This is a genomic window from Serratia proteamaculans (assembly GCF_004684015.1).
Lineage (GTDB): Bacteria > Pseudomonadota > Gammaproteobacteria > Enterobacterales > Enterobacteriaceae > Serratia > Serratia proteamaculans_F.
In genome coordinates this window covers 463,759-487,677 of the sequence record NZ_SRIA01000021.1, presented here as the reverse complement: position 1 = coordinate 487,677, position 23,919 = coordinate 463,759, and the positions used below count along the sequence as shown (strand labels likewise).

General features: G+C 56.2%; 24 protein-coding genes. 14 read left to right on the top strand and 10 right to left on the bottom strand.

Annotated features, from left to right (window positions below):
- Positions 1 to 59: 59 nt before the first annotated feature.
- Both ubiC and ubiA read left to right on the top strand, forming a co-directional pair.
- The gene (ubiC, locus tag E5C26_RS22465) at positions 60 to 584 is read left to right on the top strand and encodes a chorismate lyase (protein ID WP_135318253.1); all 525 of its coding nucleotides are present in this window, start codon (positions 60 to 62) and stop codon (positions 582 to 584) included.
- Positions 581 to 1,474, top strand: a complete 894-nt coding sequence (gene ubiA, locus E5C26_RS22460) for a 4-hydroxybenzoate octaprenyltransferase (protein ID WP_135318252.1) — start codon at positions 581 to 583, stop codon at positions 1,472 to 1,474. Before ubiC ends, ubiA begins: the two co-directional genes overlap by 4 nt.
- 58 nt (positions 1,475 to 1,532) lie before the next feature.
- Here ubiA and plsB read toward each other — a convergent pair whose 3' ends face one another.
- Positions 1,533 to 3,998 (bottom strand): glycerol-3-phosphate 1-O-acyltransferase PlsB, encoded by a 2,466-nt coding sequence (plsB, locus tag E5C26_RS22455; protein ID WP_135318251.1) that lies wholly within the window; start codon positions 3,996 to 3,998, stop codon positions 1,533 to 1,535.
- A gap of 149 nt (positions 3,999 to 4,147) precedes the next feature.
- Between plsB and E5C26_RS22450 the strand changes: the two genes are divergently transcribed.
- The 4 genes from E5C26_RS22450 (at position 4,148) to E5C26_RS22435 (ending at position 7,207) form a co-directional block, all read left to right on the top strand.
- A complete protein-coding gene (locus tag E5C26_RS22450) occupies positions 4,148 to 4,516 on the top strand; it encodes a diacylglycerol kinase (protein WP_012147155.1) in 369 nt (122 codons plus the stop codon).
- Between the two features lie 121 nt (positions 4,517 to 4,637).
- Positions 4,638 to 5,246 (top strand): transcriptional repressor LexA, encoded by a 609-nt coding sequence (gene lexA, locus E5C26_RS22445; RefSeq protein WP_012147154.1) that lies wholly within the window; start codon positions 4,638 to 4,640, stop codon positions 5,244 to 5,246.
- Positions 5,247 to 5,347: 101 nt separating this feature from the next.
- Positions 5,348 to 6,706 (top strand): MATE family efflux transporter DinF, encoded by a 1,359-nt coding sequence (gene dinF, locus E5C26_RS22440; protein WP_135318250.1) that lies wholly within the window; start codon positions 5,348 to 5,350, stop codon positions 6,704 to 6,706.
- A gap of 291 nt (positions 6,707 to 6,997) precedes the next feature.
- Positions 6,998 to 7,207 (top strand): CsbD family protein, encoded by a 210-nt coding sequence (locus tag E5C26_RS22435; RefSeq protein ID WP_012147152.1) that lies wholly within the window; start codon positions 6,998 to 7,000, stop codon positions 7,205 to 7,207.
- Positions 7,208 to 7,315: 108 nt separating this feature from the next.
- Here the strand turns inward: E5C26_RS22435 and zur are convergent, their stop codons facing one another.
- From zur to E5C26_RS22415, 4 genes are all read right to left on the bottom strand, one after another.
- Positions 7,316 to 7,828 carry a zinc uptake transcriptional repressor Zur gene (gene zur / locus E5C26_RS22430; RefSeq protein WP_012147151.1) on the bottom strand — a complete coding sequence of 171 codons (513 nt, stop codon included), beginning with the start codon at positions 7,826 to 7,828 and terminating at the stop codon, positions 7,316 to 7,318.
- A 168-nt stretch (positions 7,829 to 7,996) separates the two neighbouring features.
- Positions 7,997 to 8,755 (bottom strand): anti-sigma factor family protein, encoded by a 759-nt coding sequence (locus E5C26_RS22425; RefSeq protein WP_135318249.1) that lies wholly within the window; start codon positions 8,753 to 8,755, stop codon positions 7,997 to 7,999.
- Positions 8,752 to 9,201 (bottom strand): RNA polymerase sigma factor, encoded by a 450-nt coding sequence (locus E5C26_RS22420; protein ID WP_240776139.1) that lies wholly within the window; start codon positions 9,199 to 9,201, stop codon positions 8,752 to 8,754. The genes E5C26_RS22425 and E5C26_RS22420 overlap by 4 nt, the downstream gene beginning before the upstream one ends.
- 89 nt (positions 9,202 to 9,290) lie before the next feature.
- Positions 9,291 to 9,824, bottom strand: coding sequence for a tetratricopeptide repeat protein (locus tag E5C26_RS22415; RefSeq protein ID WP_135318247.1), 534 nt, complete (start codon positions 9,822 to 9,824; stop codon positions 9,291 to 9,293).
- Positions 9,825 to 10,028: 204 nt separating this feature from the next.
- Here E5C26_RS22415 and dusA point away from each other — a divergent pair, with 204 nt between their 5' ends.
- Both dusA and pspG read left to right on the top strand, forming a co-directional pair.
- On the top strand, positions 10,029 to 11,039 hold the full coding sequence (gene dusA / locus E5C26_RS22410; protein WP_135318246.1) for a tRNA dihydrouridine(20/20a) synthase DusA: 1,011 nt from the start codon (positions 10,029 to 10,031) through the stop codon (positions 11,037 to 11,039).
- A gap of 159 nt (positions 11,040 to 11,198) precedes the next feature.
- Entirely contained in the window at positions 11,199 to 11,417 is a 219-nt protein-coding gene (gene pspG / locus E5C26_RS22405) for an envelope stress response protein PspG (protein WP_135318245.1), read from the top strand.
- A gap of 314 nt (positions 11,418 to 11,731) precedes the next feature.
- On the opposite strand, the gene E5C26_RS22400 is transcribed toward pspG, so the two are convergent.
- Both E5C26_RS22400 and E5C26_RS22395 read right to left on the bottom strand, forming a co-directional pair.
- Positions 11,732 to 12,151 (bottom strand): lysozyme inhibitor LprI family protein, encoded by a 420-nt coding sequence (locus tag E5C26_RS22400; RefSeq protein ID WP_135318244.1) that lies wholly within the window; start codon positions 12,149 to 12,151, stop codon positions 11,732 to 11,734.
- Between the two features lie 118 nt (positions 12,152 to 12,269).
- Positions 12,270 to 13,259: a quinone oxidoreductase gene (locus tag E5C26_RS22395; RefSeq protein WP_135318243.1), complete on the bottom strand. Its 990-nt coding sequence runs from the start codon at positions 13,257 to 13,259 to the stop codon at positions 12,270 to 12,272.
- Between the two features lie 177 nt (positions 13,260 to 13,436).
- Between E5C26_RS22395 and dnaB the strand changes: the two genes are divergently transcribed.
- Together dnaB and alr are read left to right on the top strand one after the other, a co-directional pair.
- The gene (dnaB, locus tag E5C26_RS22390) at positions 13,437 to 14,861 is read left to right on the top strand and encodes a replicative DNA helicase (RefSeq protein WP_012147143.1); all 1,425 of its coding nucleotides are present in this window, start codon (positions 13,437 to 13,439) and stop codon (positions 14,859 to 14,861) included.
- Positions 14,862 to 14,878: 17 nt separating this feature from the next.
- A complete protein-coding gene (gene alr, locus E5C26_RS22385; RefSeq protein WP_135318242.1) occupies positions 14,879 to 15,958 on the top strand; it encodes an alanine racemase in 1,080 nt (359 codons plus the stop codon).
- 42 nt (positions 15,959 to 16,000) lie between these two features.
- Here alr and E5C26_RS22380 read toward each other — a convergent pair whose 3' ends face one another.
- Positions 16,001 to 16,768 carry a transporter substrate-binding domain-containing protein gene (locus E5C26_RS22380; protein ID WP_135318241.1) on the bottom strand — a complete coding sequence of 256 codons (768 nt, stop codon included), beginning with the start codon at positions 16,766 to 16,768 and terminating at the stop codon, positions 16,001 to 16,003.
- Positions 16,769 to 16,982: 214 nt separating this feature from the next.
- Between E5C26_RS22380 and E5C26_RS22375 the strand changes: the two genes are divergently transcribed.
- The 4 genes from E5C26_RS22375 (at position 16,983) to E5C26_RS22360 (ending at position 19,623) form a co-directional block, all read left to right on the top strand.
- Complete coding sequence (locus E5C26_RS22375; RefSeq protein WP_012147140.1) at positions 16,983 to 17,450, top strand: Lrp/AsnC family transcriptional regulator; 468 nt, start codon at positions 16,983 to 16,985, stop codon at positions 17,448 to 17,450.
- 82 nt (positions 17,451 to 17,532) lie between these two features.
- Positions 17,533 to 18,726 (top strand): amino acid aminotransferase, encoded by a 1,194-nt coding sequence (locus E5C26_RS22370; RefSeq protein ID WP_135318240.1) that lies wholly within the window; start codon positions 17,533 to 17,535, stop codon positions 18,724 to 18,726.
- Between the two features lie 122 nt (positions 18,727 to 18,848).
- Positions 18,849 to 19,265 (top strand): secondary thiamine-phosphate synthase enzyme YjbQ, encoded by a 417-nt coding sequence (locus E5C26_RS22365; RefSeq protein WP_017894193.1) that lies wholly within the window; start codon positions 18,849 to 18,851, stop codon positions 19,263 to 19,265.
- A 4-nt stretch (positions 19,266 to 19,269) separates the two neighbouring features.
- Positions 19,270 to 19,623, top strand: a complete 354-nt coding sequence (locus E5C26_RS22360) for an MmcQ/YjbR family DNA-binding protein (RefSeq protein WP_135318239.1) — start codon at positions 19,270 to 19,272, stop codon at positions 19,621 to 19,623.
- Between the two features lie 47 nt (positions 19,624 to 19,670).
- On the opposite strand, the gene E5C26_RS22355 is transcribed toward E5C26_RS22360, so the two are convergent.
- Both E5C26_RS22355 and uvrA read right to left on the bottom strand, forming a co-directional pair.
- Complete coding sequence (locus E5C26_RS22355; protein ID WP_135318238.1) at positions 19,671 to 20,723, bottom strand: NAD(P)-dependent alcohol dehydrogenase; 1,053 nt, start codon at positions 20,721 to 20,723, stop codon at positions 19,671 to 19,673.
- A gap of 222 nt (positions 20,724 to 20,945) precedes the next feature.
- Positions 20,946 to 23,777 carry an excinuclease ABC subunit UvrA gene (gene uvrA / locus E5C26_RS22350; RefSeq protein WP_135318237.1) on the bottom strand — a complete coding sequence of 944 codons (2,832 nt, stop codon included), beginning with the start codon at positions 23,775 to 23,777 and terminating at the stop codon, positions 20,946 to 20,948.
- Positions 23,778 to 23,919: the final 142 nt, after the last annotated feature.

Sequence of the window (23,919 nt, the reverse complement as noted above, 5' to 3'; positions counted from 1 at the left end):
TAACAGTTTGTCTGGTCTGACGCAGCCACAGGGCGCGGCGTCAGGCCTGGAGTAGAACAATGTCAGGCAATAGGGATTCGATCCTACCGCCGCTGGAGTGGCTATCCGCGCAACATCCTCCGGCGCCTGCTGCCGTCAGCGACTGGCTGATGGAGCCAGGTTCCATGACGCGCCGCTTTGAACGCCACTGTGGGCGGGTGCACGTCGAACCACAGCGCGAATGTTTTGTTACCCGCGACCAACTGGGGGAAGAGGCAGAACACTTGCCGGACGGCCCACGCTATTGGCTGCGTGAAGTTGTGTTGTTGGGCGACAATCAGCCCTGGCTACTGGGGCGCACGGTGATCCCACTGGAAACGCTGACCGGCCCTGATCTGGCGCTGGTGGATTTGGGCACCTTGCCGCTGGGGCGTTATCTGTTCAGCAGCGACGATCTGACTCGTGATTACATTCATATTGGTCGGCAAGATGCCCTGTGGGCGCGCCGCTCCCGCCTGCGGCTGGCGGGTAAACCGCTGTTGCTGACCGAACTGTTTTTACCGGCTTCGCCGCTGTACGCGACAGGAAGTTCGGTTGCCGAATGATGAGGAGAGAAAAGACCTTGGAAGGAAGCGTGATTCAAAGCAAATGGCAGGCTTATAGCCATCTGATGCGCATTAATAAACCGATTGGTACCTTGTTATTACTGTGGCCGACGCTGTGGGCACTTTGGATAGCGGGACAGGGCGTGCCGTCACTGTCTGTCCTGGTGGTGTTTGTGGCTGGGGTCTTCATGATGCGCGCTGCCGGTTGTGTGGTGAATGACTATGCCGACCGTGCGGTAGATGGCCACGTGAAGCGTACGGCCGGGCGCCCAATGCCGAGTGGGCGGGTGAGCGAGAAAGAGGCCAAGGTACTGTTTGTGGTGCTGGTGCTGGTCTCATTCGGGTTGGTACTGACGCTCAATGCCATGACCATCTGGCTGTCATTGGCAGCGCTGGCGCTGGCGTGGGCCTATCCGTTTATGAAACGGGTCACTCATCTGCCGCAATTTGTCTTGGGCGCGGCGTTCGGCTGGGGGATCCCGATGGCCTATGCTGCCGTCAGTGAATCCTTGCCATTGAGCTGCTGGGTGTTGCTGCTGGCCAATATCTGCTGGACGGTGGCTTACGACACGCTGTATGCGATGGTTGACCGTGACGATGACCTGAAGATTGGCATTAAATCTACCGCCATTTTGTTTGGCCGTTACGACAAGCTGATTGTCGGTTTGCTGCAGTTTGCCACGTTGCTGTTGTTGCTGTGGGTAGGCTATCTGACGCAGATGAGCGGAGCCTTTTACTGGTCGCTGTTGCTGGCGGGCGCCTTGTTTATCCATCAGCAAAAACAGATTGCCACCCGTGAGCGTGACGCCTGCTTCAAGGCGTTCATGGACAACAATTATGTCGGGCTGGTGTTGTTTATCGGTATCGCACTGAGTTACTGGCAGGGTTAACGATTTTCAGCAATAAAAAGGCACCCGAGGGTGCCTTTTTCGTTTCTGTAGCAATGGATTAGTCTTCTTTCTCTTCCACTGCGGCCGTTTCCGGCAACGCGTTGGTTTCCGCTGGCATACTGACGCTCTCGATGGTCAGCTTGATTTCCGGGGTAATCAAATCGCTCAGCATGTTGTAGACCTCCATGGTGTGCTCACGGACCGCATCGCCGATGTCATTGATGTAGCCTTCTGCACGCAGCGTTGCCACCAGGGTGGAGAACACCGCCTTGTCGAAGAACTCCGGCGCGTTGATGCCATGCAGCACCGACAGACGCTGGGCCATAATACGGCTCTCTTTCTCCAATGCCCCACGGTTGATGCTTGGGTTGGCACTGAGGATCGACATGGTGATGGCATAGCGCTGCAGCGTTTCACGGACACCGGCGGCCAACAACTGTAGTGGACGGATACGCGCTGGGTTCAGGACCAGAGCGTCACCTTTGTCGCAGATCAGTTGCTGACGGATCATTTCGTCGATCAGCGGTCGTAGCACTTCCGGCAGTTGTTCCTTGTCGTTATGCAGGAACAGTTCAGCCTTCAGCATCGGGTAAATCAGGCCAATCTGCCGTAGCAATTCGGCGCGCGATACCCGGCGGTGATGCATCACGATAGTGGCGATCAGCGACGGCAGAACCAGCAGGTGATGGATATTGTTACGGTAATAGGTCATCAATACCGCCTGCTCGCGCGGCAGGATGATGATATCGCCGATGTTATCCTTCTCTACTTCGAACTTGTTCATGTTCAGCGCGTGGTCCAGCAGCTCATCCGGCGTCTGGGTAGGTACAGTAACGTCCCCGGCATAAGGCACATTGCGCATCAGTTGCAGGTAGCACTCCAACTGCTCAAGCAACTGCTCACGGGTCAGCGAGCGCTGGCGTGAGGCCAGCAGCGCCGTGGAACACAGGTTCATGGCGTTGGCGGCGGCGGCATTGTTGATGCGCACCATAATCTTGGCCGCCAAATCGTTGACCGTCGGCGTTAACCAGCTTGGGCGCTGGGCTTCGATCGGGTCAATGGATTCGCGCCACTGTGGCACATTCTGATTCAGATAAGCGGTCAACGGCAGTGGATCACCGAAGTTGACGTAACCCTGGCCGAGATTGCGCAGCTTACGCAGGCCGCGCAGCATCTGCAGCAGGCTCTCTTTTTCCTTGGTCGCGCCACGCAACTCTTTGGCGTAGGTACCCACTTCCATCACGTGCTCGTAACCGATGTAAATCGGCACCAGGGTGATAGGGCGGCTACCGCCGCGCAGCATCGCCTGAATGGTCATCGACAGGGTGCCGGTCTTCGGCTCCAGCAAACGTCCGGTTCGGGAACGGCCACCTTCAACAAAGTATTCCACCGAGTAACCGCGGGTAAAGAGCTCGCCGAGGTATTCACGGAATACCGTCGAGTACAGCTTGTTGCCTTTGAAAGTACGGCGAATAAAGAAAGCGCCCAGGCGACGGAAAATCGGCCCGGCCGGCCAGAAGTTGAGATTGATACCGGCAGCGATGTGCGGCGGCACCAGACCCTGGTGATACAGTACGTAGGACAGCAGCAGGTAGTCCATGTGGCTGCGGTGGCAGGGCACATAAACAATCTCGTGGCCGTCCTGCGCCAACTGACGCACGCGTTCGGCGTTAGTGACGTTGATGCCTTGATATAAACGGTTCCAGGTCCAGCTCAGCACACGGTCGGAAAGACGCACCGTCTCGTAAGAGAAGTCGGCAGCGATCTCTTCCATCAGCGCAATGGCGTTCTGCTGGGCTTTTTCGTGGGAGATTTTCTTGCTGCGCGCTTCGTCTTCGACCGCTTTTTCAATGGCCTTGGACGCCAGCAGCTTGTTGAACAGGTCCTGACGGGCAGGCAGGCTTGGGCCGACGGCGGCCAGACGCTGACGCGAAAAGTGCATGCGCGCTACGCGAGCCAGTTTCTGCGCAATGATTTTGTCCGTACCGTGCTCGGTGGCCATGCGGCGCAACGAAACGGTATTGGAAAAACGCACAAAGCTGTCGCGGCCGAGCCACAGCACGGCAAAGAATTTCTGCACGCCGTTCAGCAGACGCAGATGCGGGGTGCCGTGCCCTTCGCGCCCCGGAGAGCGGCCGAACATCACCGAAACCGGCAGCATCTGAATGTCGAGATCCGGATTACTGCGGTGCAGATCCAGATAGTCGTGGAACAGTTTTACCGACTCTTCTTTCGGCGTGTAGTAGCGGAATACGCGCGGGCCATCGTGAATAAACACGTGGCTTGGCAGCACGGTGCCGTCTATCTCCAGCGGATCGAGGGGATCGGGCAGATCTTGCGCCAGGCACTGGGTGCGCAGCGTCAGCAAATCCGCCTTGGAATTATAAGGTAAAACATACAAAATCGGCCGTGAGGGATCCAACCCTAACTCCGTGACCGGATCTGAAGGGATAACCTTACTTCTTACCAACAGTTTGAGTGGTAAATTCAATAGTTTATAATAAATTTTACGCCAACCTGACATAACAACGTGAAGCCTCTTGTTAGCAATGCGCCGCAAGCATACCAGAAACCGGGTAGCAGATCTGTGGTGTTGGAAAACCGAGAGCCGGGAGAGTTTCCTGGCCTAGACTGTTTAATTATGACTTATCTCTGCTAAAGGCACTAAAAAACATGGCAAACCAAGCAACCGGCCTGACCCGTATTATTAAAGCCGCCGGCTACTCTTATAAAGGCTTTTCCGCTGCCTGGCAGCACGAAGCGGCGTTCCGCCAGGAATTGGTGGCGACCGTGCTGGCTATCATACTGGCGATTTGGCTGGACGTGGGTGCGATAGCGCGCATTTTACTGATCGGATCGGTGCTGTTGGTGATGATTGTCGAGATACTCAACAGCGCGATTGAGGCGATTGTCGATCGGGTGGGGACCGAGCATCACGAGCTTTCCGGGCGGGCAAAGGATATGGGCTCGGCGGCAGTCTCGCTGGCGATTATTTTGGCGTTGTTCGTCTGGGGTTCGGTGCTGTGGCAGCACTTTGCCTGAGTGGCGACGTTTCGTTGCGACAGGTGTCGCTAATCCCTGATTTTTATTCACTCTTCGGTTCCCAAGCCGCAGTTACCTGTATATACTCACAGCAAGACTGTATAAACAAACAGGGGGCGGAATGAAAGCACTAACTACCAGACAGCAAGAGGTCTATGATCTGATTCGCGATCATATTTCGTCCACTGGCATGCCGCCAACGCGCGCCGAGATCGCCATGCGTCTGGGGTTCCGTTCGCCAAATGCCGCAGAAGAACACCTGAAAGCGCTGGCGCGTAAAGGCGTTATCGAGATTATCTCCGGCGCTTCGCGCGGTATTCGCCTGCTGATGGAAGATGAAGAGGGTTTACCGCTGATCGGCCGTGTCGCCGCCGGTGAGCCGCTGCTGGCGCAGCAGCATATCGAAGGGCACTACAAGGTTGATCCTTCCCTGTTCAAACCGAGCGCGGATTTCCTGCTGCGGGTCAACGGCATGTCGATGCGTGACATCGGTATTCTCGACGGCGATCTGCTGGCGGTGCATAAAACTCAGGACGTGCGTAATGGGCAGGTGGTTGTGGCGCGCATTGAAGATGAAGTCACGGTCAAACGCCTGAAAAAACACGGCAACGTGGTTGAGCTGCTGCCGGAAAACAGTGAATTCCAGCCGATTGTGGTCGATCTGCGTCAGCAGAATTTCACCATTGAAGGTCTGGCGGTCGGTGTGATCCGCAATGGCGACTGGGTTTAATCCTCACGCCCAAACATCGTCCTTTGATTTAAGTCGCCCCAGTTCTGGGGCGATGTCATTTCTGACTGATTAAAACCGCACTGCCACGGGAACATTTCACTATGCGCCTGCTTTCTGCCTTCACCAGCGATACCGATAAAGCCCTGTGGCGTCTTGCGCTGCCCATGATTTTCTCCAATATCACCGTGCCGCTGCTTGGGCTGGTGGATACCGCAGTCATCGGCCACCTCGACAGCCCTACCTATCTGGGGGGCGTAGCGGTTGGTTCTATGGCTACCAGTTTCCTGTTTATGCTGTTGCTGTTTCTGCGCATGAGCACCACCGGGCTGACCGCGCAGGCGCTGGGGGCACAAAATCCGCAGGGTCTGGCACGCGCCTTTATGCAGCCGTTGCTGCTGGCCGTGTTGGCCGGGGCGGCTATTGTGTTGCTGCGCTATCCGCTGATCGGGTTGGCACTAAAAATCGTCGGTGGCGATGGGGCAGTGCTGGAGCAGGCTCGCTTATTCCTCGAGATCCGCTGGCTGAGCGCCCCGGCGGCGCTGGCCAATATGGTGATCCTGGGTTGGTTGCTTGGCGTGCAATATGTGCGTGCACCGGTGATCCTGCTGATTGTCGGCAATCTGCTGAATATCGTATTGGATATCTGGCTGGTGATGGGACTGGGCTGGAACGTGCAGGGAGCCGCGACGGCGACCGCCATTTCTGAATATGCCACGCTGCTGTTGGGGTTATGGCTGTCCTGGCGCGTGATGCGCATACGCGGTGTTTCTGTGCCGATGTTGCGCCAGGCCTGGCGCGGTAATCTGCGGCGTCTGCTGGCGTTGAATCGCGACATTATGCTGCGTTCATTGCTGCTGCAACTGTGCTTTGCCTCGTTGACCATCTTCGGTGCCCGGCTTGGCGGTGAGGTGGTCGCGGTCAATGCGGTGCTGATGAATTTGCTGACCTTCACCGCCTATGCGCTGGACGGTTTTGCCTACGCGGTAGAGGCGCATTCGGGCCATGCCTATGGGGCCCGTGACGATAGCCAACTGCGCAAAGTATGGCGTGCGGCTTGTCGGCAAGCCTGTCTGGTGGCGTTGGGCTTTGGCCTGCTCTATGCCGTTGCCGGGCAGCAAATTATAGCGGCATTGACCTCTTTACCTGAACTGCGCGCCTTGGCGAGCCACTATTTGCCGTGGCAGGTGGTGCTGCCATTGGTGGGAGTATGGTGCTATTTGCTGGACGGCATGTTTATTGGTGCCACCCGCGGCGCAGAAATGCGTAACAGCATGGCGGTGGCGGCGGCCGGTTATGGGCTGACGCTGTTTACCCTGCCTGTATTAGGCAACCATGGATTGTGGCTGGCGCTGGCGGTATTTCTTTCGCTACGCGGCCTTGCTCTCGGGTGGATTTGGCATCGCCACAGGGTGCGAGGAACTTGGTTTGCAGCGGATGCGGTACAGTCAAAAAATGCATAATCATTAGTTTTGTTTATGTTTTTATTTATATTAAGTTACATTTTCCTGGACGAAATTATTTCCGCTTACTTGCTGTTCTGTTGGGCTTTTTACTGAGTTTTATTGTTTCTGTGAATTTTTATCCTGACTTTTTCTCTTTTATCGCTATCTGTAGCTATAGTTAATCATGTGGCTGGCGGAATGAATTGGAACTGACAATCCTTTTATTCAGGTCAATTGACCGAAATAATTACTCAGTTAAGTCCGGTCACAGGCGTTTAAAACTGATTAATCACAGGTAACGGAGAGGTTATGAACAAAGATCAAGCCGACGGTAACTGGAAGCAGTTTAAAGGGAAAGTGAAGGAACAGTGGGGCAAGCTGACCGATGACGATCTGACGGTCATTGAAGGGAAACGTGAACAGCTTGTCGGTAAAATTCAGGAACGTTACGGCTACCAGAAAGAGGCGGCCGAGAAAGAAGTTAAATCCTGGGAAGACCACAACAAGTATCGCTGGTAGCACGCTGGGCCGCAGCGGATTGCGGCCACAAGCTACTTTGAAAGGCTGGGCGTTTTTATCCCCTTGACGCCAAGCCTGCAGGTACAGGGAGGTACCTGAAAACCCAATCTATTTCTTCTTGATGGCGATGCTGTGATCGTGTTCGCCGCAGTCATGCTTGCTGTCACAGGCTTCTACTTCAACGCAACCCGCGCACAGACCATGTGCCTCCACCACGTTATGACGCAGGACAAAACCAGATTCCTTCGCCAGTTTCTGCAGTGTCTCTTCGACCCCTTCGGTAGTGCGTTCGGTCACCTGACCACAGCGATCACAGATAAACAGCGCGGAAGTATGCGTCGGCTGTTCGAAGTGATGGCACAGCACGTAGCTGTTGGCCGACTCCACCCGGTGAATGAAGCCCTGTTCCAGCAGGAAATCCAGCGCACGGTACACCGTCGGCGGTTTGGCCTGGGGTTCGGCGACGCGCAGCAGATCCAGCAGGTCGTAAGCGCTGATGGCACCGGGCTGCTGTGCCATCAGGCGTAACACTTCCAGCCGCTGCGGTGTCAGACGCACATTGCGTTGCTGACAGAGTTGTTCAGCCTGCGCCAGCAGCTTTTCCTGGGTGCTTGAGTTCATGGCAAATTTCCCGGTACGTAAAAAAGCCGATTTTACCATGCTTCAGTCAAATCGCCGAGAGTCGGCCCCTTTTCCGCTGATATGGCGCACTAATCGACTGGTTTACCGCCTGCCGCCGGTCACGAGTGTGACGATGTTCACACCTGGACAGCCGGAGGCAGTGGATCCTTAGCCGGCAAGTGAGCGCTGCAAGCGCTCAGCCAACGCGGCCATTTCCGGTGCAGGATTATGACCAATCAGCATAAAACCATGATGACCATCGGCCCAGTAAACCACGTTCATCCCCTGGCGGCGCTCGCTTTGGGCGGACTGAGGCTTGCCCGGTTGCTGAACAATACACAGCGCCAGCGCACCAAATTGTGCATCCAGCCAGGTTAATTGAGCGATACGCCGATCGTCGTAAGCCAGCACGCGAGCGTTTTTCAGCTCGGCGCCACTCAACATTAACTTCGGCACCGAGAGTGCAATGCCCAACCGATCGCCAGTTTGCTGTAACTGATGGGTAATCTGCGTAGTCGTGTCATCGAAGCCTGCCAGCGTTTCCGGCGTGTACAGCGCCATATACTGGGCGACCAAACCGCGCCAGTTGTCTTCCGGCTGGCTGAGCTGTAAATAGGCGCGATCGCCTGCGATACCGAGTGCCAGAAAACCAACCGCGGCGGCGATCAGGCTACGCCGACTGACACCGCGCTGTGGCACAGGGGCGGTAAGGGGGGCTGCGGCGCGCAGACGTTGTACCGGCGCTTCATCAAGCAATGGGGCAAATGCCTGCTTAAAAGGCAGGCTGCTGCGTGCCAGTAACGACAAACGTTCGGCCAGTGCGGGTTCTTCGATCAGGCGCTGTTCCAGAAGCTGGCGCTGCCGTGGATCCAATTGATTGTCCAGGTAGGCGACCAGCAGTTCATCCGCAGCGTAGGTTGAGCTCATGATGGTTCTCCTTTTGCCTGGGGTGAACGGGTTTGCAGCACGCTGTCGTTTGCCAATCTCAGGCGTGCCGCTGCCAGACGACTCATGATGGTGCCAATCGGCACGCCAAGCACCTCGGCGGCTTCACGGTAAGACAGCTCTTCCACATATACCAGAAACAGCGTATTGCGCTGCGCCTCCGGCAGCCGGTTAACCCGCTGCATCACCTCATTAGCCCAAATCGGCTCTTCGCTGTTTTCCGACCCGCTCAGTTCGTCGACGTCGACAAAACCTTGCCCCTGGCGGATATGCTGGGCGCGGATCTCGTTAAGCCAGATAGAGTGAAGGATGGCAAACAGCCAGCGGTCCATCCGCGTGCCCACGGTAAACTGTGCGGCGCGTTCCAGCGCCCGCACGCAGGTGGCTTGAACCAAATCGTCAGCAACATCCCGCCGGTGGGAAAGCACCAGGCCATAGCGCCACAGGCGGGAAAGATACTGGCCGATTTCGTTACGGATCGCGTCGCTACTGATGTTTGCCTCCGGATCCGGTTAGATCATGATTCTGGGTGATGATCGATGGCGGCCGCCAGATCGCGGTACTCTTCACAACCGGTACCGCATAGCGACTGGATCACCTTCAGTTGCTCTTTCGCCAGATCCTGACGGCCCTTGACCATATAGGCTTCACCCAGATATTCGCGGACTTTCGGGTATTTAGGATCGAGCGCTACTGATTTTAAATAGTAGCCGATCCCTTCATCGGTGCGCCCGAGCTTGCGGGTGGCGTAACCACGGTAGTTCAGGGCAACGGCGGTGTTGGGGTCTTTCAGGGTATTGAGCACATCCAGGGCTTCCTGGTAGCGACCGCTTTTTGCCAGCGCATAGGCGTAATTCGCTCTATCGTTGTCGCCGATCATGCTGCCTTTATCCACCATGCAGGTCTTGGTTTTGGTATCGTATATCTGGCCTTTCGGGCAGGTTGGCGTGGTTTTTCCACTGTCATCGCCTCCCATTGCCAGGGCGGCACCGGAAAGCAATAGAGAACCGGCAATCACAGGCAGCAGCAGGCGTTTAACGAAACTGTTCATGGTTGTTTCCTCATTGATAAAGGTGCACAACTGCACCCGTGTTGAGAGAACACCTGACCACGCTTTTTTATTCGTTTTTCCGGGGACTTTTTTAACCGGAGGTACAGCGGTTTTCCCAACGCCGTCGATTGTCGTTATAATAGCCGTTTGCGGCAGTATGCCGTTCGTTGAAACCAGACAGAATCAGGTAGCCAGTAACCCAGCATGACGAAAGACAACAACGCTTCAAAATACGCCGCCAATCGTTTCTCCATCGCGCCGATGCTCGACTGGACCGATCGTCATTGCCGTTACTTCCACCGCCTGCTGACCAAGGAAACGCTGCTGTACACCGAGATGGTGACTACCGGCGCGATTATCCACGGTAAGGGCGACTATCTGGCTTACAGCGAAGAAGAACATCCGGTGGCGCTGCAACTGGGCGGCAGCGATCCGGCGGCGTTGGCGCACTGTGCCAAACTGGCTGAGCAGCGCGGCTACGACGAGATTAACCTCAACGTCGGTTGTCCATCCGATCGGGTACAGAACGGCATGTTCGGTGCCTGTCTGATGGGGCAGGCAACGCTGGTTGCCGACTGCATCAAGGCGATGCGTGACGTGGTGTCGATCCCGGTGACGGTGAAAACCCGCATCGGTATAGACGACCAGGACAGCTATGAGTTTCTGTGTGATTTTATCGCCACCGTTGCCGGGCGTGGTGAATGCGACATGTTCACCATTCATGCGCGCAAGGCCTGGCTGTCGGGTCTTAGCCCGAAAGAGAATCGTGAAGTGCCACCGCTGGATTATCCGCGCGTCTATCAGTTAAAACGCGATTTCCCAAACCTGACTCTCGCCATCAATGGCGGCGTGAAAACGCTGGAAGAGGCGAAGCAGCATCTGCAGCACCTGGACGGCGTAATGATGGGGCGCGAAGCCTATCAGAATCCGGGTATTTTGGCGCGGGTCGACAGTGAGTTGTTTGGTCGCCAGACCGAGGTGATGGATAGCGTGGCGATTATCGAGTCGCTGTATCCTTACATCGAACGCGAGCTGTCGAACGGCACCTATTTGGGCCATATCACCCGCCATATTCTGGGCCTGTTCCAGGGCGTGCCGGGTGCGCGCCAGTGGCGTCGTCACCTGAGTGAAAATGCCCATAAGCCAGGGGCCGATGCGCGCGTGGTTGAGCAGGCGCTGGATTTGGTGCGTTTGCCGCGCACTGAGATGGCGTAACAGACATAGAAATCTGACTAAAAGTTAGCGTTTTTGACCAGGCATGTCACATTATGTGATGTGCCTTTTTTTTAATTTCAATCAGTTAGTGTCCATGCCGTTCTGGCACGCTTCTTGTAATAGCTCAGCAGATACTTTGTTTTGCGAAGGAGCAAAATCATGTTGGAACTCTTCTTTCTGGTCGGTTTTGTTGTGATGTTGATGGTGACCGGGATTTCACTGCTGGGCGTGTTTGCCGCGTTACTGGTGGCGGCGGCATTTATGCTACTCGGCGGTCTGTTTGCGATGGTGATTAAGCTGTTGCCATGGTTGATTTTGGCGGTGGTAGGTGTCTGGATCTACCGTTCGATGCAGAAGCCGCACATTCGCCGCTACTGATTTTTTGTCGAATAATCAGTCGGTCATGCTGAAATCTACGTAACGGATTGGCTCTTAATGCGGCGGAGATCACAGCTTGGCGCTTTAAACGCTAATGCGGCGCATTAGCCATGTTTTTTGCGTTTGCGGGCTGTTAGGATATTTGTCGATGCAGCGATGCGACCTATTTCATCACCGCAAGAGACAAGAATACCCAATACGAGTGTTGCTCAAGCAACCCACTGTCTCTGGCGGACTCTGCTCTACCCCTACAAATGCAGTAATAGAAAGGGCTCCTTACGGAGCCTTTTTCTATTGGGCATAATCCAGAGATATCAGGCTGCTGGCCAGGAATCACTTTCGAGTTGCAGTGTGCGTTCAATGGTCATATTCAGCTCGCATGAAGCAGAATCCAGCATATCGCCGGAACCGTGCGGCGCGGCAACCAATGCCATGCACTGACTGTCTTTGAACTTCAGCCAGTCACGTTGCGCCTGACGCCAGGCTTTCGGTGCCGTAGCCTTGAACTTGAGAGAATGCTGATAAGCTTTGTTTAGGCGTGCATCCCAAAGATTGAATTCCGTTTCGATACAGGCGGCCATGCTGGGTGTGCCAGCATCTGGCTTATTCATGCATTGCGTATATTCTGCGGAATAAGGATAGTGCATGTAAGTTTTTACGGCGGCCTGCGCTGCGGTGACGAATGCAGGGGCTGCGGCAAAAACCAGTGCTGCGATCAGCATTTTTATTTTCATTTCAGCGTGATTTCCTTATTGAACAACATTAATTGCCAGAGGATCATATTTCATCCGTGATGGTTTTTCGATGCTGCGCAGCACTTTATACTGCCTATTAATTGTAAGGTTATTTGTCTCAGCGACCGGGGATCAGCAAACTGGATCCGCTGGTATTGCGGCTTTCCAGCACCTGATGTGCGCGTTGTGCATCGGCCAGTGCAAACTTTTGCTCTTCCTTCACGTCGACCTTGATAGCCCCGCTGCCGATCAATGAAAACAGCTCATTGCTGGCAAACTGCAATTCGGCACGGTTGGTAATGTAGCCGTTAAGCGAAGGGCGGGTGACGTACAGCGAGCCTTTCTGGTTCAGCAACGCCAGATCAACCCCGGTGACCGGGCCGGAGGCATTGCCGAAGCTCACCATTAGCCCACGGCGTTTCAGGCTGTTAAGTGAGGCCTGCCAGGTACTTTGTCCTACCGAGTCGTAAACGACGCCGACTTTCTCACCCTGTGTCAGCTCAGCCACGCGCTGGGCGATATCTTCTTTATGGTAATTGATGGTTGCCCATGCGCCGGCGTGCTTCGCCAGCTCGGCTTTTTCGTCGGAGCCAACGCTACCGATAAGTTTTGCCCCAAGCGCTTTAGCCCACTGGCAGGCAATCAGCCCGACACCGCCCGCGGCGGCATGGAACAGGAACACTTCACCCGGTTGTACCTCATGGGTTTGGCGCAGTAAATAATGCACCGTCAACCCTTTCAGGAAAGAGGCTGCGCCTTGCTCAAAGCTCAGATTATGCGGCAGCAATGCCACCTTTTCCTGCGAAACGTTGTGCACTTCGCTGTAGGCACCGAGCGTCGACTGGGCATACACCACCCGGTCACCCGGTTTTAGCACGCTGACACCGGCACCGACTTTGGTGACTACCCCGGCAGCCTCGGTGCCCAATCCACTCGGCAGCTTGGCGGGCGGGTACAGACCGCTACGTACGTAGGTGTCGATATAGTTGATGCCGATCGCCTTGTTCTCGATCTGCACCTCACCGGCTGCCGGGTCTACCGGGGTAAAGTCAACGTATTGCAAGACTTCCGGGCCGCCGGTGGTGGAGAATTGAATGCGCTTTGCCATTTCATTACCTCGAGTGGGGGTCTGATTTCACCCTACGCGTTTTAGCATCGGCGATCCAGTTTGCCCTGGGGTGGCTTGATACTTTTTGCATCTGTTATGCGCAGGAATCACAGCTAAAAATCACGTATACTCTCGCGTCAGGATCCTCCATTCGCCACCGGATAAAGAATACGTTTCATGGCAGGAAAAAAACCAACCAACAGAACAAACGCCGACGAAGCCAAAGAGCGCCCAAGAGACCGCCAGATGGAAGGGCTGAAGATGCCGCCACATTCATTGGAGGCGGAACAGTCCGTGTTGGGCGGTTTGATGCTGGATAACGAACGTTGGGACAACGTGTCCGAACGCGTAGTCTCCAACGATTTCTTCAGCCGCCCGCATCGCCTGATCTTTACCGAGATGCAGCGCCTGCTGGAAATGAGCCGACCGATCGACCTGATCACCCTGTCCGAATCACTGGAACAGCGCGGTGAACTCGATTCCGTCGGTGGCTTCGCTTACCTGGCCGAATTATCGAAAAATACCCCAAGTGCTGCCAACATCGGAGCTTATGCGGATATCGTGCGTGAACGTGCGGTAGTGCGTGAGATGATCTCGGTGGCCAATGAAATCGCCGACGCCGGCTATGATCCACAGGGTCGCAGCAGTGAAGATTTGCTCGATCTGGCCGAGTCCCGGGTGTTCCAAATCGCGGAAAACCGCGCCAGCAAAGATGAAGGCCCGAAAGGCATTGAGCGTATCCTGGAAGACACCGTTGCGCGCATAGAACAGCTGTATCAGCAGCCGCACGATGGCGTTACCGGGGTAGATACCGGCTATCAGGATCTCAATAAGAAAACTGCCGGGTTGCAGAAATCGGATCTGATCATCGTCGCCGCCCGTCCTTCGATGGGTAAAACTACCTTCGCCATGAACCTGTGTGAACACGCCGCGATGACGCAGGAAAAACCGGTACTGATCTTCAGCCTTGAGATGCCAGGCAACCAGATCATGATGCGTATGCTGGCGTCGCTTTCACGCGTAGACCAAACGCGCATTCGTACCGGCCAGCTCGATGACGAGGACTGGGCGCGAATTTCCAGCACCATGGGTATCCTGCTGGAGAAGCGCAATATGTACATTGATGACTCCTCCGGCCTGACGCCAACCGAAGTTCGCTCCCGTGCGCGCCGTATTTTCCGTGAGCATGACGGCCTGAGCCTGATCATGATCGACTACCTGCAGCTGATGCGCGTGCCGTCCTTGTCCGACAACCGTACGCTGGAGATTGCTGAAATTTCCCGCTCGCTGAAGGCGTTGGCGAAAGAACTGCAGGTGCCGGTGGTGGCACTGTCGCAGTTGAACCGAAGCCTGGAGCAGCGTGCCGACAAGCGCCCGGTCAACTCCGACCTGCGTGAGTCCGGTTCCATCGAGCAGGATGCCGACCTGATTATGTTCATCTACCGTGATGAGGTTTATCACGAGAACAGCGATCTGAAAGGGATTGCCGAAATTATTTTAGGTAAGCAACGTAACGGCCCAATCGGGTCCGTACGCCTGACCTTTAACGGCCAGTGGTCGCGTTTCGATAACTACGCGGGACCACAATATGATGACGAATAATTCTCTAAGGAATTGAAATGAAAGCGGCAACCGCTGTAATCGACCGCCGCGCTCTGCGACATAATCTGCAACAGGTGCGCCGTCAGGCGCCGCAAAGTCGCCTGATTGCCGTTGTGAAAGCAAACGCTTATGGACATGGCCTGCTGGAAACAGCGCACACCCTGCAAGACGCCGACTGTTACGGCGTGGCGCGCATTGGCGAGGCGCTGATGCTGCGCTCCGGCGGTATCGTCAAACCGATCCTGATGCTGGAAGGCTTCTTCTGTGCCGAAGACCTGCCGGTGTTGGTGGCCAATAACATCGAAACCGCCGTACACAGCATCGAACAGCTTGAAGCGCTGGAGCAGGCCACGTTGGCGCGACCTGTACCGGTGTGGATGAAACTCGATACCGGCATGCATCGTCTGGGCGTGCGCCCGGAGCAGGCAGAGGCGTTCTATCAGCGTCTGAGAGCCTGCCGTAACGTGGTGCAGCCGGTCAATATCATGAGCCATTTCAGCCGCGCCGATGAGCCTGAGTCGGACACTACGCTCAAGCAAATACAGTGTTTCGAAAGCTTTGCCGCCGGTAAACCGGGGCAGCGTTCGATCGCCGCCTCCGGGGGCACGCTGCTGTGGCCGGATGCGCACAACGAGTGGGTACGCCCAGGCATTATCCTGTACGGTGTTTCACCGATGGAAGGTTCCCAGGGCTGTCAGTATGACCTGCAACCGGCCATGACGCTTAAATCCAACCTGATCGCGGTGCGTGAACACAAAGCCGGTGAATCGGTGGGCTACGGCGGCACCTGGGTTAGCGCCGCGGATACCCGTTTGGGCGTGGTGGCAATGGGTTATGGCGACGGTTACCCGCGCAGTGCACCAACGGGGACACCGGTGTGGCTTAACGGCCGTGAAGTGCCGATAGTGGGTCGAGTGTCGATGGACATGATGTCGGTCGATCTGGGGCCGGAAGCTACCGATAAGGTGGGTGACGAAGTGGTGCTGTGGGGCCAGGATTTACCGGTCGAACGCATTGCTGCCTGTACCGGCATCAGCGCTTATGAGCTGATTACCAAACTGACGCAGCGCGTGTCGATGGAATACATCGGCGAATAGCCTGTGGGGGGCCAGCGCCTGCCGGCCCCAATCAATAACGCGTTATTTCTTTACCGCCAACCACCGTTCGATAATGCTCTGATACTCACCGGTTGCTTTGGCCAGGTGCAGCCACTGATCCACATATAACTTCCAACTTAAATCATCACGCGGCAGCATGTAGGCCTTCTCGCCGTACTGCATCGGTTTTTTCGGGTTCACCGCGCACAGTTTCGGAAAACGTTTTTGCTGATACAGCGCCTCGGAGGCGTCGGTGATCATGACATCGGCTTTCTTGTCGACCAACTGCTGGAAAATGCCCACGTTATCATGGGTCAGCGTCAGCTTGGCCTTGGGCAGATAGGCGTGCACGAAGGCTTCGTTGGTGCCGCCCGCCGGCTCCAGCAGACGCACCGAGGGTTTATTGATCTGGTCGATGGTGCGGTATTTCTTCACGTCGGTGCAGCGTACCAATGGGATCTTGCCGTCGGTATCCAGCATGTCGGCGAAAAATACCTGCCTTTGCCGCTGCAGCGTGACGGAGATACCGCCCATGGCGATGTCGCATTTACCGGCGACGAAGTCCGGCGTCAGGGTTTTCCAACTGGTTTTCACCCATTTCACTTTGGCACCCAGACTTTTGGCCAGCGATTCTGCCATGTCGATATCAATGCCTTCATAGCTGCCGTCTTCCTTCAGGAAGGTATAGGGCTTGTAATCGCCGGTGGTACACACTTCCAGCGTGCCCTGCTGGATCACCTTATCCAGGTGTGATTGAGCGCTGGCGCTCCCGGCGGCGACCAGCAGTGCGAAAGGTAATAACTTTTTCATCGGCGTCCTTTTTATACATTCGTGGTTTTATGCGCTGTTTAGCCGTTAATTGTTGCTGACTTGCGCGAGTTACCCACTTTTTATGCCATTAGCAGGGGGAAACGTTCGGCATTGCTGCTGCGCGCTTCACAACCTCGGCGGGGGAAGGGTATCCACAGTCAAAAAACTGATAGGCTGTAACGTCAACATTTATTAACACAGTTTACAGGTGGCTATGTACAACATTGACGATTTTGATATGAAAATCCTGACGCTGCTACAGGCCAATGGCCGTCTGACCAATCAGGAACTGAGCGATCTGGTGGGGTTGTCGGCTTCCCAGTGTTCCCGGCGGCGCATCAGTCTGGAGCAGGCACAGCTGATCCGCGGCTATCATGCGCGCCTGGCACCGGAGGCCGTCGGGCTGGGGCTGGTGGGGCTGATTGAAGTGAGCCTGACTCACCATGCTCAGGAGCAGATCGACAGTTTCCACCAGATGCTGGAAGAAGTGGACGCTATTCTTGACGCCTACAAAACTACCGGCGATGCTGATTATCTGCTGAAGGTGGCGGTGGCGGACCTGCCGGCGCTGGACGACTTTATCAGTCAGACGCTGTCGCGGCATAAAAGCGTGGCGCATATCAAAACGGCGGTGGTGCTCAACCGAATCAAGGAAAACGGTTTGTTGCCGGTTGCGCGATAAAGCTAAAACCGAACGCCGTTTTCCGTCTATATTAGAGCCTGATGCTGTGCCCCCGAACCCTAATAATCCAGGAGAACAACCCGTGTTTCAGAACGTTGATGCCTATGCAGGTGACCCGATCCTGTCGCTGATGGAAAAATTCAAAAAAGATCCCCGTTCGCACAAGGTTAACCTGAGTATCGGCCTTTACTATGACGAGCAGGGCATTATCCCGCAGATGAAGGCGGTTGCCGCCGCAGAAGCGCAACTGAGCAGCGTGGATCATGGCGCGTCAGTGTACCTGCCGATGGAAGGCCTGCTGCCTTACCGTACTGCCATTCAGCACCTGCTGTTCGGCGCTGAGCACCCGATGTTGCAACAGGAGCGTATCGCCACCATTCAGACCGTGGGCGGTTCCGGCGCGCTGAAGGTTGGGGCCGACTTCCTGAAAAGCTATTTCCCGGATTCGCAGGTGTGGGTCAGCGATCCGACCTGGGAAAACCACATCGCCATCTTTGGCGGTGCCGGCTTCAAGGTTAATACCTACCCCTACTTCGACAGTGAAAGCCTGGGCGTGAAGTTTGACGCCATGCTGAGCGCATTGAAACAGCTGCCGAAGCACAGCATCGCGTTGCTGCACCCGTGCTGTCATAACCCGACCGGTTCTGACCTGACCCATGCTCAGTGGGATGAAGTGGTCAAAGTGATTGCCGAACGTGAACTGATCCCGTTCCTGGATATTGCCTATCAGGGCTTTGGCGGCGGGATTGCCGATGACGCCTATGCCATCCGCACCATTACTGCGGCCGGTCTGCCATGCCTGGTGAGCAATTCGTTCTCGAAAATCTTCTCGCTGTACGGCGAACGCGTCGGCGGCCTGTCGGTAGTGTGCGAAAGCGAAGAGGCGGCCGGGCGCGTATTGGGTCAGTTGAAGGCTACGGTTCGCCGCAACTATTCCAGCCCGCCGAACTTCGGTGCGCAGGTGGTGGCGAAGGTGCTGAACGATACCCAACTGAAAGCCCAGTGGCTGGCAGAAGTCGAAACCATGCGCACCCGCATCCTTGAGATGCGCAAAACGCTGGTGGAAGCGCTGAAAGTTGCTCTGCCGCAGCGTAACTTCGATTACCTGCTGGAACAGCGCGGTATGTTCAGCTACACCGGTTTCAGCGCAGCCCAGGTCGATCGCCTGCGTGAAGAGTTCGGTGTGTACCTGATCCACAGTGGCCGTGTCTGCATGGCCGGCCTGAACCATAACAACGTGCATCAGGTGGCCGAGGCGTTTGCCGCAGTGCAATAATGTTGTTAGGGTTTGAAGTTCGCAAGGGAGCGATAGCGATATCGCTCCCTTTTTGTTGTCGGTTTGCCGCCGGAGTTGCTGCAAACTGGATAGAGAATATACTGATTGAGGGGCGCTCACTCATGTGGCATCAGCAAACGCTAATCCTCAGCGCAAAAGCGCGTGGTTTTCATCTGGTTACCGAAGAGATTACCGACCAGCTAACCCACTTACACCGCCTGCAAACTGGCCTGTTGCATCTGTTGTTGCAACATACCTCAGCCTCGCTGACTCTGAACGAGAATTGCGATCCTACGGTACGAGCCGATATGGAACAGCATTTCCTGCGTCAGGTGCCAGAGAACGCACCCTATCAGCACGACTACGAAGGGCCGGACGACATGCCGGCACACATCAAATCCTCTCTGCTGGGCACGTCTCTGACGTTGCCTGTCGGTCACGGGCGGCTGATGCTGGGCACATGGCAGGGAATTTGGCTGGGGGAGCACCGCATCCACGGCGGTTCACGCCGGGTTGTGGCCACTTTACAGGGGGAATAACCCAATGAATAACACAGCACTGCTGGAGTACTGCATGGCGAAGCCGGGCGCGGAACAGAGCGACCAGAACCAGTGGCAGGCCAGTCAGATCAAGGTTGGCGACGTGATGTTCGCCATGGTGTGCGAGGTGCAGGGGCGGCCGGCGCTGGCGGTAAAATCCAGCCCGGAACTGGCGGAGAGCCTGCGGGAACACCATCCCGAGATCGTCGCCTGTGAGCGGCTGAACAAAGCGCACTGGAATACGGTGTTTCTTGACGGCAACCTGCCGAACTCGCAGTTTTATACCCTGATCGACAGTTCTTATCAGTTGGTGCTGGAAGGGTTACCTGAACACGTGCGTCAGGAATTGCGCGCTTAGTCGGGCTGGGTAAGAAAAATCGGGCGCCGCAGTGGGCGCCCGAAGAGTTAGGCTCGCAGCGAGTTGATATCCACCACGAAGCGGTATTTCACGTCGCTTTTCAGCATCCGCTCATAGGCCTGGTTGATTTGCTGCATCGGGATCAGTTCGATGTCCGAGGTAATACCGTGCTGACCACAGAAATCCAGCATCTCCTGAGTTTCCGCAATACCGCCGATCAGCGAACCGGCGATGCGGCGGCGTTTCATGATCAAATTAAACACTTGTGGTGACGGATGATCGTGTTCCGGGGCACCGACCAGCGTCAGGGTACCGTCGCGGCGTAACAGGTTGAGGAACGGGTTCAGATCGTGCTGTGCTGCGACGGTGTTAAGAATAAAGTCGAAGCTGTTGGTGTGTTGCGCCATCTGTTCCGGGTCGCGGGAAATCACCACTTCGTGGGCACCGAGGCGTTTGGCGTCCTCGACTTTGGACTCGGAGGTAGTGAACAGCACCACATGCGCGCCCATCGCCCGGGCCAATTTGACCCCCATATGCCCCAGTCCGCCCAGACCGACGATGCCGACCTTTTTACCGGGGCCGGCGCCCCATTGGCGCAACGGGGAGTAAGTAGTGATACCGGCGCACAGCAGTGGCGCGACACCGGCCGGATCGAGGTTTTCCGGTACCCGCAGCACAAAGTCCTGGTCCACGGTCATCGCGGTTGAGTAGCCGCCGTAGGTGATGGCACCGGTTTGCCGATCCTGTCCGTTATAGGTGCCGGTAAAGCCGTTTTCGCAGTATTGCTCCAGCCCTTCTTCACAGCTCGGGCAGCTACGGCAAGAGTCCACCATACACCCCACGCCGACCAAATCGCCGACCTGATAGCGTGAAACATGGCTGCCGACGGCGCTCACGCGGCCAACAATCTCGTGGCCGGGTACTACCGGAAAAATCGTGTTGCTCCATTCGTTGCGGGCCTGGTGCAGATCAGAATGGCAGACGCCACAGAACAGAACGTTGATTTGCACATCGTGGTCGCGCAGGGCACGCGGTGTGTAATCAAAAGGAACAAGCGCTGACTTGGCGTCGTGCGCGGCATAGGCGTGCGTAATGTTCATGGTCACTCCAGTCATTAATGGGTGGGGAACTACTTCCGGCAGCAGGATGCCGGTGAGGCGCGGCCTGAGTACTGCAGATGGCCACAGAGGGAACATTGATGATAAAAGCTGCGAGCGGGGAGGGAAATGCCTGAAAATGTCTAAATCTTGCCTGTTTCTGTTCAATTTGAGCGAAACAGGTAATAGCGCGGGCCGTCCCTGGGACGGCCCGCCGGGCAGGGATTACTTCTTCTTCAGTAACGGCTTAAGGAAGCGCGCGGTATGCGAAGCCTCGCAGTTGGCCACGGTTTCCGGCGTACCGGCAACCAGGATCTCACCGCCGCCGCTGCCGCCTTCCGGCCCCAGATCGACGATCCAGTCCGCGGTTTTAATCACGTCCAGGTTGTGCTCAATCACCACGATGGTATTGCCCTGGTCGCGCAGCTGATGCAGTACCGCCAACAGTTGCTGGATATCGGCGAAGTGCAGACCGGTGGTCGGCTCATCCAGGATATACAGCGTTTGGCCGGTGCCGCGTTTCGACAGCTCACGCGCCAGCTTGACGCGTTGCGCCTCGCCGCCGGACAGCGTGGTGGCCGACTGGCCGAGACGGATGTACGACAGGCCCACTTCCATCAAGGTTTGCAGCTTGCGCGCCAATGCAGGCACCGCGTCGAAGAATTCGCGTGCCTCTTCGATGGTCATTTCCAGCACTTCGTGAATGCTTTTACCTTTGTACTTCACTTCCAGCGTTTCGCGGTTATAGCGTTTGCCCTTGCACTGGTCGCACGGCACGTAGATATCCGGCAGGAAGTGCATTTCTACCTTGATCACGCCGTCGCCCTGACAGGCCTCGCAGCGGCCACCCTTGACGTTAAAGCTGAAACGGCCTGGGTTGTAACCACGGCTACGCGACTCAGGCACACCGGCGAACAGTTCACGCACGGGGGTGAAGATACCGGTGTAGGTCGCCGGGTTGGACCGTGGAGTACGACCAATCGGGCTTTGATCGATGTCGATTACCTTGTCGAAATGCTCCAGGCCGGTCACTTCGCGGAAGGGGGCCGGTTCGGCAATGGTGGCGCCGTTGAGCTGGCGCTGGGCGATCGGGAACAGCGTGTCATTGATCAGCGTTGACTTGCCCGAGCCGGAAACCCCGGTAATGCAGGTAAACAGCCCCACCGGCAGCGTCAGCGTCACGTCTTTCAGGTTGTTGCCGCGTGCGCCGCTCAGTTTCAGCACCTTGGTCGGATCGGCCGGTACACGCTGCTCAGGGATGGCAATCTCACGTTTGCCGCTGAGGAACTGGCCGGTCAGTGATTCCGGCTTAGCCATAATGTCTTCGACGGTTCCTTCTGCTACCACCTGACCGCCGTGTACCCCGGCACCGGGGCCGATGTCGATCACGTGATCGGCGGCGCGGATGGCGTCTTCGTCATGCTCAACCACGATCACCGTGTTACCAAGGTTGCGCAGGTGGATCAGCGTTTCCAGCAGGCGTTCGTTGTCACGCTGATGCAGGCCGATTGACGGCTCGTCCAGTACGTACATCACGCCCACCAAACCGGCACCAATCTGGCTGGCCAGACGGATACGCTGTGCCTCACCGCCGGACAGGGTTTCCGCCGAGCGCGACAGTGACAGGTAGTTCAGGCCGACGTTCACCAGGAACTTCAGGCGATCGCCAATTTCTTTCAGTACTTTCTCGGCAATCTGGGCACGCTGGCCGCTGAGCTTCATATTCTGGAAGAAGGTCATGGCGTGGCCGATGCTCAGATCGGAGATTTCCGGCAGCGTGGTGTCTTCAACGAACACGTTACGCGCTTCTTCGCGCAGGCGGGTGCCGTGGCACGAGGCGCAAGGACGGTTGCTGATAAACTTGGCCAGCTCTTCACGTACCGCGCTCGATTCGGTCTCTTTATAGCGGCGCTCCATGTTGTGCAGCACGCCCTCGAACGGATGGCGGCGTACGGTGGTATCACCGCGATCGTTGATGTATTTGAATTCGATGGTCTCTTTGCCGGAACCGCTAAGTACCGCTTTCTGCACGTTGGCATCCAGACTGTTGAATGGCGCTTCGACGTCGAACGCGTAATGCTCCGACAACGAACGCAGCATCTGGAAGTAATAGAAGTTACGGCGATCCCAGCCGCGGATCGCACCGCCGGCCAGTGAAAGCTCTGGGTTTTGTACCACGCGTTCCGGATCGAAGAACTGTTGCACGCCCAGGCCGTCACAGGTCGGGCAGGCACCGGCCGGGTTGTTGAACGAGAACAGGCGCGGTTCCAGTTCGCGCATGCTGTAGCCGCAGATGGGGCAGGCGAAGTTGGCGGAGAACAGCAGCTCATCGGCTTTCTCGTCGTCCATGTCGGCGACCACGGCCGTGCCGCCGGACAGCTCCAGCGCGGTCTCGAACGATTCCGCCAGACGCTGCGACATATCGTCACGTACTTTGAAGCGATCGACCACCACTTCGATGGTGTGCTTCTTCTGCAGCTCCAACTTTGGCGGATCTGAAAGATCGCAGACTTCACCGTCGATACGTGCACGGATATAGCCCTGGGTGGCCAGGTTTTCCAGCGTTTTGGTATGCTCGCCCTTGCGGTCTTTTACCACCGGTGCCAGCAGCATCAGGCGTTTGCCTTCCGGCTGGTTGAGCACGTTGTCCACCATCTGGCTGACGGTTTGCGCCGCCAGCGGGACATGGTGATCCGGGCAGCGCGGTTCGCCGACGCGGGCAAACAACAGGCGCAGGTAATCGTGGATCTCGGTGATGGTGCCGACCGTAGATCGCGGGTTATGTGAGGTCGATTTCTGCTCGATGGAGATCGCCGGTGACAGACCTTCAATATGGTCGACGTCCGGTTTTTCCATCAGCGAGAGGAACTGGCGTGCATAGGCGGAGAGCGATTCGACGTAGCGACGCTGCCCTTCGGCATACAGAGTATCAAAGGCCAGCGAGGACTTGCCTGAACCGGACAAACCGGTGACGACGATCAGCTTGTCACGCGGGATAATCAGGTTGATGTTTTTGAGATTATGGGTCCGAGCACCACGAACTTCGATATTGTCCATTTACACTTCCCGTCTTGATGATACACCGCGCCTGTCTGGGTGATTTACGGACGATTTTGTGATCGAACGCGCAAAAAACCGGCACAGCCAGTACGAAACGCATAATTATGACACAAAAAAACCTGAATGAATATCCAGTATA